Here is a 14,834-nt window from a genome sequence, read left to right as displayed (position 1 = left end):
AAAGATCATCTTCTCATAAATATGTTCATAGCGATATAGGCTCACCTTTCTATCTAAAGGAAGTGCCTATTACTAAAAGAATACGCCACAATGTGAGTGTACCACCATGTTTAATCTAAACTAAATAAATTTATCCAAATTAGCTAAATACCCAGAGTTGAAAATGGTTAGAAATATCAAAGAACAAATTCAATCTGACTTGAAACAAGCTAAAGAAACTGGCCAGTTACGGACTGAACGAATTCGGGAAATTGTGAAATCAGCAGTTTCTCAAGTTGCTTCTGAGTTTAAAGAAGGTTCAGTTGAATTGCGCGGACTGGTTAGAGATGCGGTTTCTGCTGTTGTTGAAACCTTCCAAGAAAAAGGCTCTGAAATTAAAGAAGAAGTGACAGCTTCCATTGAGGGGGCTTTAGAAGGAGTTAATCAAAAAAGACACGAAAATATCATTCAAACTCAGTCAGAACTTCAACGGTTGCAATCTCAACTTGATAGTGAAGAAGAAAAGCTTCAGCAAGATGTGGATGTGATATTAGCAGAGATTCAAGAAACAGATACAGGAAGAACTGCTGATACCAAAAACGTAATTGACTCGGCTGTTAACGCTATCAAAGATAGTGACGAAGTTTCGTTGTTAAAACAACGCTACGCCCAATTGCAAGCACAATTAGCAATTGTCCGAGCTAATTTAGCTGCACGTTATGGCGGCCGTTCTGAAGAAATTCAAAGTTATCTAGAAGATGCGAAAACTTGGTATAACCAAGCGCGTCCACAAGCTGAAGTTCTAGCGACACAAGTCGCCCAAAAGCGATCGCAGTTAGAAGATAAACTAGGCAAAGCAGGTACAGCGATCGCTAGAAAAGAAGTTCAAATTAAACAAACCTTGCGGGAGTTATTACTAGCAACTGCTGATTTGTTTAAAGAAAAAGACACAGCAGATAAAAACTAGATATATCTGAGTTCGTGAACAAAATATCACCGACTTCTTAAAGAAGTCGGTGATATTACTTTAATAAAAAAGGTGGACTTATATAGCCCACCTTAATTACTGTCCTTATTGAGAGATGTGTACTGAGATAGATGGAAAGCTTTTATCTAGCCTGAGTAAGAAGAAGCTAATTAGTAAGTTCCGGTATTAAATGCTTCTTCTCTCTTAGCCAGTACCCAAATCGCATGAATACTGCCAGGAAGCCAACCGAGAAGGGTAAGCAGAATATTAATTACCAACGTTGGGCCAATACCAACAGTTAGAAAAACGCCTAAAGGAGGCACTAGAAGGGCAAGTAAATAACGAAATAATTTCATGGTTTTGCTGTTAGTTTTTTAACTAGATTAATTTACATTATCTGGAATTAACTTAATTACAAACTCTGTCTCCGGAATTAAGCTAATTCAGAATTACGCTTTGACTTGGCTTGTACTATTGCTGAGGGTTTCCTTGAGGTAATTCACCAGGGGTTGAAGTGTTGCCAGTTAAAGACAAGTTTCTTTCCGCAAAGTAGTTGCCAATAAAGGTGCTAGCCAAAGATAGAACAACTGGGCCTAGAATAAACGCAATAATTCCATGAACACTAAAACCAGGCACTAAAAATGCTGCTAATGCAAAACAGATACCGTTAACAACTAGAGAAAATGCTCCGAAGCTTACGAAGTTTAACGGTAAAGAGAGGGTAGAAAGAACTGGCTTCACAGAACTATTGATTAAGCCAATTGCTACAGCAGCAATTAAGGCAGAAGGAAAGTTAGCAATATTCACACCAGGCACAACTAAGTCAACAATTAGTAAGCTCAGTGCTGTAGCTACAGTTATTAGAAATGTTCCCAACATTTTTTTTACCTAAAAGTCAGCGATAGTTTGTTTGAATGTCTTTCTACTATCATTAACTATGTGGGAAATTTTAGGCTCTCTTGCAAGATAGATTAGGCTTCTACCAGTTGACCGATTTTGACTTAATACCAATAAAATACAGGATATAGAAACTAGAAACCCAAGATGGTAAAAATTATAACCCCTGTCTCCTAGTCTCTAATCTCTAATGCCTACCAAAAGTTACCGCTTCTGGTCTCGCATTCTCGCTTTGTTACATAATGTCTGTAGCGGAACATTGCCTCTAGTTGGGTTTGTATTAGCCAACCACTGATAAATTCAACTGTGTTTCCACCTGGCATACAGAAAGATATTGCATCTGTTAACTTAGTTTTGCCATCTTCCGGCTGAAATTCGTGTCGATGTATCCAAGTTTCAAAAGGGCCAGATATTTGTTCATCCACAAATAGACGATATTGTTCACATTCGGTGTGACGCGCTAACCAAGTTAAAGGTAATGGCCCAAGAAACAGGTTAAACTCTGTGATAGCACCTACTCCCAGTCCTCCCTCTCGCCTCACTACTTTTACTGGTTGCCAAGGTGGAGTTAGCATTTGCAGGATATCTGGCCTTTCATGAAATTGCCAAACTACTTCTATGGGCGCATTAATTACAGATGAATGTTTGAAGTGCAGCATGAACAGCAAAACCTAAAATTTAGCCTTCGTCGTATTCGGTATCAATTTCGATATCTAGGGTATCTTCGTCAACCCGGACATACAAGATATTGGGGTTACAGCAAACTTGACAGTCTTCAACATAAGACTGCTGTCCCCCAGCACTCAAGTCAATAAAGGTTAAGTTTGGTTCGCCACAAAAGGCGCAGTAATACTCAGCAGTGGTTTGCATTCAATTTTTGGCTATGAACTTATGGGCTGTAGTTCTTTGGAGGATGAACGGAAATGACTGGTCGCTTCATCCAAGTGCTTTAGTAGTGTAGACTGCGGTAGCGGCCCTTGCAAGTGGCTCCAAGGCAAGACTTGAGATGTTGACCAATTAGCATGGACATAGAAATCTAAATCGGGGATTTGTCCTTTAAGTTGCTTGAAAGCGCGTTTGTAACTACCCAAGGAGTCGCCAAAGTCGCGGGTAAGTTCGAGAAGTTGAGATAAGCGGCGATCGCCTCTCGACAACAAAGCCTGTATGATAGACCAATTATAGCTTTCCGGGCGAAAATCGATTCCCTGGGGTTTGAGTTGTTTTTGTAAAAGCTGCAACCGCTTCTCTGCTTGACGATTTACGCCAAACCATTGAAATGGTGTATGCGATTTCGGAACAAAGGTACTACAGCCATAGCTTAACCGCAGTCCTGGCGCAGCTTTTTTGATACTCCGCATCATCGCTACAGTTGCGTCTAAATCTTCGGCTTCCTCACCAGGAATACCTGCCATCCCGTAGAGTTTCAAGCCTGAGAGTCCGCCAGCTTTGGCATTTATCGCCGCTTGGATGATTTCATCATTTTGCAGCTTTTTATTGATGATTTGGCGCAGTTGATCAGAACCACTTTCTACAGCAATGGTAAGCGATCGCGTGTCTCGTTTCGCTAAAGTTTCGGCTAATTGCACCGTTACCGTATTAGTTCTGACTGAGGCAATACTCAACCGCACATCATCATATTTTTGCTGACTAATATAATTTAATAACTCCTCAAACTCTGGATGTTGAGTAACAGAAGCACCTAATAATCCCAGGCGATTTGTTACTTTTAAACCTCGTTCAATCGCTGGAATTAATGAACTTTCCAGACTGGCAGTTCTAAATGGTAAAGTCAGATAACTTGCCAAACAAAAGCGACACATTTCAGGACAACTCCGCACCACCTCCACCATGTAAATATTTTCCCAAGCAGCTTTTTCTGTTACCACCGTTGAAGCTGAGAGAATATTGCCGCGATAAGTTTGCTTTTGAACAATGGCGGGAACATCTGAAGAAATCGGCTGAATTGACTTAACCTCACCATCAGGTGTTTGATATTCCACTTCATATAAACTCGGAATATAAATCCCTGGTACTTGTGCCAATCTTTTTAGCTGAGTTTGCTTATCAGCTTGTCTAACTTCTTTATAAGCTGCAATAAAATCACCCAGCAGATTTTCGCCATCTCCTAACAAGATGACATCAAAAAATTCAGCAAAAGGTTCAGGGTTAGCCGTTAGCACTGGGCCACCACCAAAAATTAGTGGATGTGGTTCCTCTCGCAAATTTGCCCTAATCGGAATATCTAGAGATTCCAACAAATTTAAAATATTTACGTAATCTAATTCCCAAGAAATCGAAAATCCCACAATTTCCGGCTGTCTGGGAAGTTGTTCATGAATATCAGTAAATAGGCGACTCACTTGCACATCATCGCGCATTGCTAAAGTTGCCCAAACTATCTGATAACCAAGGCTAGTAATTCCCACACTATACTCATTAGGAAAGGCAAAAATTAAGGGTATTGCATCATTATCAGGACTAGCAGGAGTAAATAAAAGACGTTCAGTAGCAAATATAGATGATGTCATGTGAAAATAATTTTTAATTCGTAATTCGGAATTCGTAATTTTTGAAACTATATTTCAGAGTTAGCAAAAAAATTGCACAAAGACTCAGCGTACCTTTGCGTTTACCTCCGCGAGCCTTTGTCTTGAAAAGTTTGCTCAACGGGGGGAACCCCCGCACGCAACGCCAGTTGCTTCAAGTCGGGGAACCCGCCCAACGCACTGGCTCAACTTTTCGCTGCGTTTAAAAGTAAATTTACGAGCCTTATCTAGTATAACCTAACAAAACCTAGCAATTAATTCCTCACGAGATAACTGCAACAGTAAAGGAGTAAACTCTTCCGGTGATAAAGCTAATAAAGGTTCAATAATTGCTTGCAGTTGATTATCTAATTCACCAAAGCGAACTTTTAGTAAATTTTCCACCACTAAGCGTTCACCTTCTTGTATAGCTTGTTCTCTATCTTGTTGATAAAGTGGTGCTAATCGCATAACTAACTCCCTATCTTCTTCATCTGGATTTTGCGTAAATTGTAAATTTTGTTGCAAGTTGTACAGTAATTCTAATGCTGCTTTACGGAAAGGGTTATCGGGAGAAAGTGCTTCTAAATTCATCAATTGCTTGTTTCTGCACGTTTCCCCTACCGATTATTCTCAGCCACAAGGTTTCAGGGACGTTAGGTAACTGGTGAATTGCTACTATAGCTGTACGCAAGTAGTCTGCCATTAAATAAAGAGTTTGAAATAGTTTTATTGGAAAGTACAAGCGATCGCTAACTCCGCATGACGTAGTAATGTAGCTTTATCCAAAGCATGGACAATATATTGTGGTGTTTGTGCTAGTAGTTTTTCAATTCTCTCTCTAGCTGCTGTAACTACCACTTCCTGCAAGCTACCCTGACTAAGAGAATCAGCAAAATCTTTCGCCATGTAATAAGTCCTTTCAATAGACGATGAGTGGATATTGCGCGACACAATAAACAAGTCACACCCAGCATTAAAGGCGCGTGCAACAGTACCGCTTTGGGTGAACATATCTGAAATCGCTTTCATATCCAAGTCATCCGACACAACCACACCCTCAAATCCCAATTCTTCCCGCAGGATATTTTTCAGAATAGGTTGCGATATAGTCCCTGGCACATCTGGATCAATTTTGGGAAACAATATATGAGTTGTCATAATCAAAGGAATTTGCGCTGCAATTAAGGCTTTGAAAGGTATCAATTCCCGATCGCGTAAATCTTGTACAGTTAAATTCAGCACTGGTAACTCTAAATGAGAATCAGTACTAGTATCTCCATGTCCCGGAAAGTGCTTGGCAGATCCCAAAATTCCCGATTCTTGCAGCCCTAAGTAATATTCCACAGCACCTTGCGCTGCGGTTTCTGCTGTGTTCCCAAAGGCACGTGGCCCAATTATCGGATTATGAGGATTAGAGTAAATATCTGCTACAGGCGCCCAAGATACGTTAATTCCCAGTGATTTTAGTTCTGTGGCGGTTGCTTTTGCTACTTCGCGGGCTTGCGATCGCAAGAGCGTTGCATAAGGGAATCTAGTAATAGGTAAAGATGTGCGTACTACACGTCCACCTTCATGATCTAATGTCATGAACATCGAATCACGTTCAGCATATTCTCGAATTTTGTCGATTAATTCTTTGAAGCTTTCTAACCAAACTTCATAAGGAACACCATCTTGAAAGTTTTTTGCAAAAAATATTACCCCAATTGGTTTTAATTCACTCAACGCCCGTTTATCATCATCGCTTAATGTCGTTCCAGAAATCCCCAGAATCAAGTGATTTCCAAATAACTCTAACTCCCGTGATGTTGGCATAAATTTTTACCTATTTTTATAAAAAAATACTTGTGTATACAAATCCACCAATGTAACAAGGGGTTATATAACTTTTCCCTGTCACCTGTAACCTCTCACCTATCACCTTTTCACAGAACTTTTTCGCCAAGCGATCGCACAATCACTGCTAAATGTAACGGATTGCAACGTATAATGAGAACGACAAAACGATTAAGAAATATTGAAGAACAGTAGGTTTAAATGCGAGTAGCGATCGCTGGCGCTGGTCTAGCAGGACTTTCCTGCGCGAAATATCTTGTAGACGCAGGTTACACACCCATTGTCTTGGAGCGTCGAGATGTATTGGGTGGCCTTGTAGCAGCATGGAAAGACTCTGACGGCGACTGGTACGAAACCGGGTTACACGCCTTCTTTGGGGCATACCCCAATATGCTGCAATTACTTAAGGAATTAGGCATTGAAGACCGCCTTCAGTGGAAACAACATACACTAATTTTTAATCAACCAGAAAAACCCGGAACACTCTCACGTTTTGATGTTCCCGATATTCCATCTCCGTTTAATATCATTGCCTCGATTCTTCGCAACAACGATATGTTGACATGGGAGCAAAAGATTAGATTTGCTATTGGCCTACTTCCAGCCATCGTGCGCGGTCAAAAGTATGTCGAGGAGATGGACAAGTACAGTTTTTCTGATTGGTTAAAAAGGCAAGGCGTTGGAGAGCGTGTAGCAAGTGACGTGTTTATTGCTGCTTCTAAAGCCTTAACCTTTATCAACCCCGATGAAGTTTCTTCGACAATTTTATTAACAGCCTTAAATCGCTTCCTACAAGAGCGATACGGCTCTAAAATCGCATTTTTGGATGGTTCACCCACAGAAAGGCTGTGTCAACCAATCGTTGATTACATCACTGAACGCGGTGGCGAAGTTCGGCTGAATGCTCCCCTCAAAGAGATTTTGCTTAACCCAGATGGCACAGTCAAAGGGTTTTTGCTGCGCGGGTTAAATGGCGCACCAGATGAAGTCATAACAGCAGACTTTTACGTATCAGCCATGTCAGTTGATCCTTTAAAAGTCATGTTGCCAGAACCTTGGAAGCAAATGGATTTTTTCCAAAAGCTCGAAGGTTTAGAAGGTGTGCCAGTAATTAACATCCAGTTATGGTTTAATCGCAAACTCACAGATATTGATCATCTACTTTTTTCGCGATCGCCCCTCCTCAGCGTTTATGCTGATATGAGCAACACTTGTCGAGAATACGCTAACCCAGATCGGTCAATGCTGGAATTAGTTCTAGCTCCAGCTAAAGATTGGATTAGTAAATCTGACGAGGAAATTGTTGCTGCAACTATGACAGAGTTGGAAAAACTTTTCCCCGACCACTTCGGGAAAGAAAATCCAGCCAAACTGCTGAAATCTCATGTAGTGAAAACGCCGCGTTCAGTTTACAAAGCGACTCCTGGTCGTCAACAGTACCGTCCGCCCCAAAAAACTCCCATCGCCAACTTCTTTCTGAGTGGCAGTTACACCATGCAACGCTACCTAGGCAGTATGGAAGGGGCCGTACTTTCTGGTAAGCTAACAGCGCAGGCGATTTGTGAATCGCTGCCAGAGGCCAGTGCCTCAAACCTACAAACGCTAACCCGACCGCCTGCAACGAATGCTGCAACTGCCTGATTCTCCCCCGCGCATGAAAACGCTGGTCTCTGTAGACGAGTCATATAAACTTTGCCGGCAACTTACAGCCAAGTATGCCAAAACCTTTTACCTTGGTACTTTGCTGATGAGTCCGGCAAAGCGTCAAGCTGTTTGGGCAATTTATGCTTGGTGCCGCCGTACAGACGAATTGGTCGATGGGCCTGCATCTGCAATCACCACGCCAGAAACCCTAGATCTATGGGAGCAGCACCTGGAGTCAATTTTTGCAGGACACCCACAAGAAAGTTACGATGTCGCTTTAGTGGATAGTTTGCAACACTTTCCACTAGACATTCAGCCCTTTCGAGACATGATTGCTGGCCAGCGTATGGATTTATATCGCAGCCGCTACGAGACTTTTGAAGAGTTATATCTCTACTGTTATCGTGTGGCTGGCACTGTAGGGTTAATGTCAACAGCCATTATGGGTGTAGATACCGAAGCGAATACAGCGCCTTGGGATCAGAAAAAACAACCCTATAATCCTACAGAAGAAGCGATCGCACTTGGCATTGCCAATCAACTCACCAACATTTTGCGGGATGTTGGTGAAGATACCCGGCGTGGGCGGATATATATACCCTTAGAAGACCTAGACCGATTTAACTACACCGAGCAAGAATTCTTTCAAGGTGTAGTCGATGAACGTTGGCGTGCCTTAATGCGGTTTCAAATTGACCGGGCGAGGCAATTCTATACCAAAGCTGAACAAGGCATTACCCATCTATCACCCGATGCCCGTTGGCCAGTCTGGGCAGCCTCCATGCTATACGGGCAAATTTTGGATGTTATTGAACGCAACGATTATGATGTGTTCAGCCAACGTGCTTACGTGCCGCAATGGAAAAAGTTACGCACCTTACCTTTGGCTTGGATGCGATCGCAAGTACTTTAGTCTACAGTCAATAGTCAATAGTCCATAGTCACAACCTAATAACTATTGACCATCGACTATTGACAAAAAATTGTTTGACTTTCCCAAAAAACCTGCTATCATAAATATTCGTGACCCTGGAGAGGTGGCTGAGTGGTCGAAAGCGGCAGATTGCTAATCTGTTGTACGGCAGGCAACTCCGTACCGAGGGTTCGAATCCCTCCCTCTCCGTTTTCGATTAATCAATACACACTCAAGATAGTGTGTATGTAAATAAATATTAATTTCAGGATAAACACAGTTACTCCTCAAGGTGGATGTTATTATTTATCACTTGGAGCCTGTTAAGTTCGAGCTAACCTGAAAATACAGTTTAAATCTTACTTTCAGGCTCCTGAATATCAGAGGAGTGAAAGTAAATTATGCCAAGAATTACTGCTGCCCTAGCCTTGAGTGTAGCTACCATAGCAACAGGCTTCCTCATGGCAGCTTGTGAAAATTCCAGTACTACCAATCCCACAAGTACAGCCACCCCAGCCGCCAATACAAGCACCACAAGCAATGGTGGAGGGTTAAAAATTGGTACTTTACTACCGACCACAGGTGACTTGGCTTCCATCGGACAGCAGATGGTAGGTTCTGTACCTTTGCTTGTCGATACCGTCAACGCTTGTGGTGGAGTCAACGGTCAACCAGTAACACTCGTACAAGTAGACGACCAAACCGACCCGAAAGCAGGTGCGGCTGGGATGACCAAACTAGCAACTCTGGATAAAGTCGCTGGTGTAGTTGGTTCCTTTGCTAGTAGTGTTTCCACTGCGGCAGTTTCCGTTGCCGTACCCAATAAAGTGATGCTGGTGTCTCCTGGTAGCACTAGCCCTGTGTTTACAGATAAAGCTAAAAAAGGCGACTTTAAAGGCTATTGGGCGCGTACTGCACCCCCGGATACTTACCAAGCATTAGCATTAGCTCAATTAGCAAAGAAAAAAGGTTTTAAACGAGTTTCGACAGTTGTAATTAACAACGATTACGGTGTCGGTTTTGAAAAAGCATTTGTAGACACTTTTGAAAAATTGGGTGGAACCGTAGTTAATAAAGCCAAGCCAGTCCGGTACGACCCCAAAGCCCAAACCTTTGACACTGAAGCGGCTGCGGCTTTTGCTGGCAAACCTGATGCAGTAGTAGCTGTACTCTATGCTGAAACTGGTAGTTTACTTCTGAAAGCTGCCTATCAACAAGGTTTAACCAAGGGAGTACAAGTCCTGCTAACAGATGGTGTAAAATCACCTACCTTCCCTGACCAAGTAGGTAAAGGTGACGATGGCAAATATATCTTAACCGGAGCTTTGGGTACAGTACCTGGTTCAGATGGCAAAGCCTTAGAAAGTTTTAACAAGCTCTGGAAAGAGAAAAAAGGCGGTTCACCAGGAGAATATGCACCGCAAGCTTGGGATGCAGCAGCCTTGCTAGTCTTGGCAGCACAGGCAGCTAAAGATAACTCAGGTGTGGGCCTATCAAGTAAAATCCGAGAAGTTTCTGCTGGCTCAGGTACAGAAGTTACTGATGTCTGTGAAGGCTTGAAGTTACTCAAAGAAGGGAAAAAGATTAACTACCAAGGAGCAAGCGGGAATGTAGATGTTGATGCTAACGGTGATGTCCTTGGTGTCTACGATGTTTGGACTGTAGGAAATGACGGCAAAATCACCGTCATTGACAAAGTTACGCCTAAATAGTTTAAAAAAGGGGCTAGGGGCTAGGGAGTAGAGATTAGTTTAAAAAAGGGGCTAGAGATTAGGGATGAGCATTCGGAAAAACCCACAATCAAACCAGAAAAACGCTCTTCCCTAGCCTCTAGCCTCTAACCCCTAGCCTCTATTTAGTAATTACTAAAGTTGTAACCAACTCCAATCAGCAAACCGACATCAGTTTGGTCAAAGAATCCTGCATTGACACCAGCTGTAGCTGTGAATCGTGAGCTGAGGGGTACGTCAATACCTCCAGATACCAAGACTGCAACTTGGGAATCATCCCCTGTTTTAAGTGCTGCACCTACTCCAACATAAGGAGCGATCGCTAAAGGTTCGCTAAATGGATCTGATTGTCGGAGAGAGAAGTCGTAGGTAACAGGAACAAGAATTGTCGTATTGTTGCCAAACAAAGCTGCGGGTCTGATAGAGAACGCATTAGTCAGTCCAATTTTACTGAGAACCGCAAAGTTGCCATCGCCTATAGAAGACTCTCCACCACCTAAGCCAATATTCGCGCCAACCCCAATGTAACTTCTGCCACCACGGGTAGGTCTACCAAAATCAATATCTGATTGAGCAACTTTTGCATCCGAGGGTTGCGGATTAGCTTCGACAACTTCCGGTTTAAGAGACGCTGATGAGGTTGTTGCTGTCCCAGGAACAGACCAACTAGCAGTTTCCTGAGTGGCAGGACTGGAAAATTGCTGTGGCGCATTTAAATCTGCTGCTTTTCCTGACTCTGTTGCTGGTAGGGTAGGTAGATTTTCGTTTGCAGTCTCTACTTCGGTATTTACCTGATTGGGAGACGTGGCGGTAGCAGAAGACTCAGTTAACTGCTGAGTATCTACTGTCTGGGCCATAGCCGAAAAACTACTGGCTAAAACAGCAAAAGCAGCTAAACCTGGTAAAAAAACAACACCTTTACGCAAAAAGATTGTATTCACATTCACTCCTAACAAAATATTGCCGCTAAAAATCGCTAATTCTACAGTTTAAGTTCGTAAAATTGGGCAATACTTCGACTTTAACACCAGAAAATCATTTCCTACATCCTGAGAAGGTGGTAATACCGTGTCCGGTTAAAGACTTATCATTAAGGTCGCAGGGAAGTAGAGGAGATTGAACTGTAACCTCTCCTTCGCTCCTGGGCTTACCACCATACACAGTTTGTGTGGTGAACTACTACGCGGTTTATTTCATAAATACCACGTAGAATACTTGGATTTTGTAGTAGCAAATTTAACTTAAAAATTTTTGCTTTAAAGATTGCCAATGGCTGCTGCTACTGATTGAGAGACAAAGGGTAAAATATCACGGCTTTTAGCATTAGCTTTACCTTCAGTAAACACTACTAGTAAGTAAGGGCGTTTATCTGGGATTTCGATATACGCTGCATCGTGACGAACTTGACTTGTCCAACCTGCTTTTGACCAAATTTGAGCATTTTGAGGCAGTCCACCGCTCAAAAACCCTGTTACTTGGTCTTCTTCGACATCTTGAGGTAAATCTTCAGGGTTGAGACTGCGTTTAAGAATATTCATCATGGCTTGCGATCGCCCACTAGAAACCGCAACTCCACCGACGATACTATGTAGTAAACGAGCGATCGCACTTGTCGTCAACATATTGCGATTATCGAACATCTCGCCATAAAATGCCCTTTCTCGACCATAAGGGCCATCACCCCAAGTTTTTTGGCAAACGTTAATTGTCTCCATCTCATCCCAACCCAAAGATTGGTAGTAGCGGTTAACAATATAACGCTGTTGCTTCCAAGTTTCAAAAGGCCCTGGTGGTAATTCTGGCCCCGATGTAGTGCCAGTCAAAATATCTACTACTAAACTTGTAGCATCATTACTAGAGTCAACTATCATATCACCCAAGGCTCGCTCCAATTCTTTAGAGGTTTGGATCATGCCTTTTTCTAACCACTCGTTGGCTGCTACCAAGTAAAATAACTTCACCACACTCGCGGGGTAAATTCGCTCAACACCGCGATACGTAAATCCCCGGACTGAGTGATTCCAAAAGGCATCTGGAGTTAATGCGCCACCAGTATTTACAGGTACAGGCGGATCGTACACAACCCATGTTATGGCAATTTGATTACGGGCTAAAGTCGGAAATGTGGCCCAAGTTGCCTCTAAAATGCCATTACCGAGATTCTCAAGTTGTTCGTCTTTGTTAAAGAAAACCATTGAATAATGCTCTCTAATCCAGAATCCCAAATCTTCAATTTGACCGCAAATGAATACCAGTGTCTTGCTGACCTCAATTTATATGATTCTCCTGAATGTACGCGCTTGGCAACTCAAGCAGCTGTTGGGCGACATTTACAGGTAACATCAAATCATCAAGATGCCGCAGTTGAGGTGTATTTGTGTGAGGATGATTATCCAGGGTGGGTATCGGTTTCCGATTTGGGTTTATTACAACCTGCTACTGTACCTTATCAGGCTGCAACATTTTCGGAAGTTGAGATTAAAAAACTACTGCCAAATGTCATCGCTTTTATGCACAAGGCTATGCAGCACAATAACGAATATCTTTGGGGTGGGACGCTGGGGCCAAATTATGACTGTTCTGGGTTGATGCAGGCGGCGTTTGCATCGGTGGGAGTTTGGCTACCGCGAGATGCTTATCAGCAAGAAGCATTTTTGCAAGCGATTTCTATTGCTGAATTACAACCAGGCGATTTAGTTTTTTTTGGTACACCCCAAAAAGCTACCCATGTGGGGCTTTATTTGGGTGATGGTCGTTATATCCATAGTTCCGGCAAAGCACAGGGACGCAATGGGATTGGAATTGATGTTCTCTCGGAACAGGGAGATGAGGTAAGTCGGTCATATTATCAGCAGCTACGAGGTGCTGGCAGAGTTGTGAAGAGTTACGAACCACAGAGGCGTTGAGGTCATAAAGAGTTATGAGGAGTGGCTTAATTAGAGGGAAAATGGTACAGGAGAATGGGGCGATGTCGGCAAATGTCCCCGATGTATCGGTAGTTGTCCCGGTGCGTGATGAGGTGGAAAGCTTGCCTCTGTTAATGGAGGCGATCGCATCTACTTTATCTGAAAATCAAATCAGTTATGAAATCATTTGTGTGGATGATGGTTCAACTGATGGTTCTGCGGAGTTTTTGAAAGCCCAAGCGCAAGTTCGCAGTGATTTAAAAGCGGTAATTTTGCGGCGCAATTACGGACAAACCGCCGCCATGTCTGCTGGGTTTAACTATGCAGTTGGCAAAGCAGTTATCACTTTAGATGCTGACTTGCAAAATGATCCGGCGGATATTCCCATGTTATTGGCAAAGCTAGATGAAGGTTACGATTTAGTAAGTGGCTGGCGGCAAAATCGCCAAGATGGGGCAGTAAATCGATTGTTACCTTCCAAAATTGCTAATTGGCTGATTCGTCGCACGACAAGTGTGTATATTCATGACTATGGCTGTTCTTTGAAAGCTTATCGGGCGGAATTAGTTGCAGATATGCATCTTTACGGCGAATTGCACCGATTTTTACCCGCCTTGGCATATATAGAAGGGGCAAGAATTACCGAAATGCCTGTACGTCACCACGCGCGGCGGTTTGGGCGCAGTAAATACGGCATATCCCGGACATTTCGGGTGTTGATGGATTTGTTAACAATTTTGTTTATGAAAAAATTCCTGACTCGACCGATGCACGTTTTTGGGCTATTGGGTTTGACCTCGATGGTGTTGGGTGCAGGGTTAGGAATTTATTTGACGTTTATCAAATTGGCAATGGGTGTAATGATTGGTAATCGTCCTTTGCTGATTTTGGCAGTGCTGTTATTTGTGACTGGAGTGCAACTATTTTGCTTTGGACTATTAGCAGAGTTACTCATGCGTACCTACCACGAATCTCAAGGTCGGCCTATCTATCGTGTGCGTGAAGTAGTAACAAAAGATGTTAGCTAACGTAAAAAGTTGAGAACAAGATAGTTAGCATTTATTTGCATTTGTTTTGCCAACATTTAAGAGTTTTGATGCCTATTTATCGTGAAACCTGCTGGATATAAATAAATTCAGCAGGTTTTTGAATATCAAGTGTAGTTGAAAATTAAACAACAGCGAGAGAAGCCAAATTACCCTTGTAGCCAGTAATTTCAATCACCGCATCTGTCAGTGCCGAAAATCCATTGACATCATCATTCAGTGCCAAAAAAGTCTGCTGAGACTTACTACTACCGAGTGTAAAAGTAGCTGCACCATTAGCTACAAACGCACTCTCTGTTAATACCGCTTGTATATCTGACAAATTCAAACTCGCAACAGTCCCAAGTTGTACTAAATTGGCTGCCGATACTGCATGAATGCTATCAAT

At 42.6% G+C, this 14,834-nt stretch carries 16 protein-coding genes and 1 tRNA gene; 7 read left to right on the top strand and 10 right to left on the bottom strand.

The annotated features are described in order from the left end of the window. Positions 1-163 precede the first annotated feature (163 nt). Positions 164-946: a histidine kinase gene (locus tag H6G76_RS13190; protein WP_190700846.1), complete on the top strand. Its 783-nt coding sequence runs from the start codon at positions 164-166 to the stop codon at positions 944-946. Between the two features lie 170 nt (positions 947-1,116). Here H6G76_RS13190 and H6G76_RS13185 read toward each other — a convergent pair whose 3' ends face one another. From H6G76_RS13185 to H6G76_RS13155, 7 genes are all read right to left on the bottom strand, one after another. Further along, positions 1,117-1,302: a YqaE/Pmp3 family membrane protein gene (locus H6G76_RS13185; RefSeq protein ID WP_190700844.1), complete on the bottom strand. Its 186-nt coding sequence runs from the start codon at positions 1,300-1,302 to the stop codon at positions 1,117-1,119. 115 nt (positions 1,303-1,417) lie between these two features. Beyond that, on the bottom strand, positions 1,418-1,825 hold the full coding sequence (locus H6G76_RS13180; protein ID WP_190700841.1) for a phage holin family protein: 408 nt from the start codon (positions 1,823-1,825) through the stop codon (positions 1,418-1,420). A 212-nt stretch (positions 1,826-2,037) separates the two neighbouring features. Continuing rightward, positions 2,038-2,502, bottom strand: coding sequence for an SRPBCC family protein (locus H6G76_RS13175; protein WP_190700838.1), 465 nt, complete (start codon positions 2,500-2,502; stop codon positions 2,038-2,040). A gap of 19 nt (positions 2,503-2,521) precedes the next feature. Beyond that, a complete protein-coding gene (locus tag H6G76_RS13170; RefSeq protein ID WP_190700835.1) occupies positions 2,522-2,713 on the bottom strand; it encodes a CPXCG motif-containing cysteine-rich protein in 192 nt (63 codons plus the stop codon). A gap of 11 nt (positions 2,714-2,724) precedes the next feature. Continuing rightward, positions 2,725-4,371, bottom strand: a complete 1,647-nt coding sequence (locus tag H6G76_RS13165) for a radical SAM protein (protein ID WP_190700833.1) — start codon at positions 4,369-4,371, stop codon at positions 2,725-2,727. Between the two features lie 255 nt (positions 4,372-4,626). Next, on the bottom strand, positions 4,627-4,962 hold the full coding sequence (locus H6G76_RS13160; RefSeq protein ID WP_397333635.1) for a hypothetical protein: 336 nt from the start codon (positions 4,960-4,962) through the stop codon (positions 4,627-4,629). A gap of 135 nt (positions 4,963-5,097) precedes the next feature. Next, positions 5,098-6,186, bottom strand: coding sequence for a glycoside hydrolase family 3 protein (locus H6G76_RS13155; protein ID WP_190700830.1), 1,089 nt, complete (start codon positions 6,184-6,186; stop codon positions 5,098-5,100). 222 nt (positions 6,187-6,408) lie between these two features. Between H6G76_RS13155 and pds the strand changes: the two genes are divergently transcribed. The 4 genes from pds to H6G76_RS13135 all read left to right on the top strand — a co-directional run bounded on the left by pds (position 6,409) and on the right by H6G76_RS13135 (position 10,476). Beyond that, entirely contained in the window at positions 6,409-7,848 is a 1,440-nt protein-coding gene (pds, locus tag H6G76_RS13150; RefSeq protein WP_190700827.1) for a 15-cis-phytoene desaturase, read from the top strand. After that, positions 7,832-8,764 carry a 15-cis-phytoene synthase CrtB gene (crtB, locus tag H6G76_RS13145; RefSeq protein ID WP_190700824.1) on the top strand — a complete coding sequence of 311 codons (933 nt, stop codon included), beginning with the start codon at positions 7,832-7,834 and terminating at the stop codon, positions 8,762-8,764. Before pds ends, crtB begins: the two co-directional genes overlap by 17 nt. A gap of 118 nt (positions 8,765-8,882) precedes the next feature. Beyond that, positions 8,883-8,974 (top strand) — tRNA-Ser (locus H6G76_RS13140). A gap of 191 nt (positions 8,975-9,165) precedes the next feature. After that, complete coding sequence (locus tag H6G76_RS13135) at positions 9,166-10,476, top strand: ABC transporter substrate-binding protein (protein WP_190700822.1); 1,311 nt, start codon at positions 9,166-9,168, stop codon at positions 10,474-10,476. 143 nt (positions 10,477-10,619) lie between these two features. Here the strand turns inward: H6G76_RS13135 and H6G76_RS13130 are convergent, their stop codons facing one another. Continuing rightward, positions 10,620-11,435: a hypothetical protein gene (locus H6G76_RS13130; RefSeq protein WP_190700820.1), complete on the bottom strand. Its 816-nt coding sequence runs from the start codon at positions 11,433-11,435 to the stop codon at positions 10,620-10,622. Between the two features lie 315 nt (positions 11,436-11,750). Next, entirely contained in the window at positions 11,751-12,689 is a 939-nt protein-coding gene (locus H6G76_RS13125; protein ID WP_190700819.1) for a serine hydrolase, read from the bottom strand. A gap of 6 nt (positions 12,690-12,695) precedes the next feature. On the opposite strand from H6G76_RS13125, the gene H6G76_RS13120 reads away from it, so the two are divergent. Together H6G76_RS13120 and H6G76_RS13115 are read left to right on the top strand one after the other, a co-directional pair. Then, the gene (locus tag H6G76_RS13120) at positions 12,696-13,400 is read left to right on the top strand and encodes a C40 family peptidase (protein WP_190700817.1); all 705 of its coding nucleotides are present in this window, start codon (positions 12,696-12,698) and stop codon (positions 13,398-13,400) included. 14 nt (positions 13,401-13,414) lie between these two features. Next, positions 13,415-14,428 carry a glycosyltransferase family 2 protein gene (locus tag H6G76_RS13115; RefSeq protein WP_190700815.1) on the top strand — a complete coding sequence of 338 codons (1,014 nt, stop codon included), beginning with the start codon at positions 13,415-13,417 and terminating at the stop codon, positions 14,426-14,428. Positions 14,429-14,570: 142 nt separating this feature from the next. Here the strand turns inward: H6G76_RS13115 and H6G76_RS13110 are convergent. After that, positions 14,571-14,834 (bottom strand): bluetail domain-containing putative surface protein (locus tag H6G76_RS13110; protein ID WP_277883086.1); only part of this gene is annotated, 264 nt, incomplete at its 5' end.

Origin of the sequence: Nostoc sp. FACHB-152, from assembly GCF_014697475.1 — a bacterium.
GTDB lineage: Bacteria > Cyanobacteriota > Cyanobacteriia > Cyanobacteriales > Nostocaceae > Nostoc_B.
This window is presented reverse-complemented; position numbering and strand designations above follow the sequence as displayed.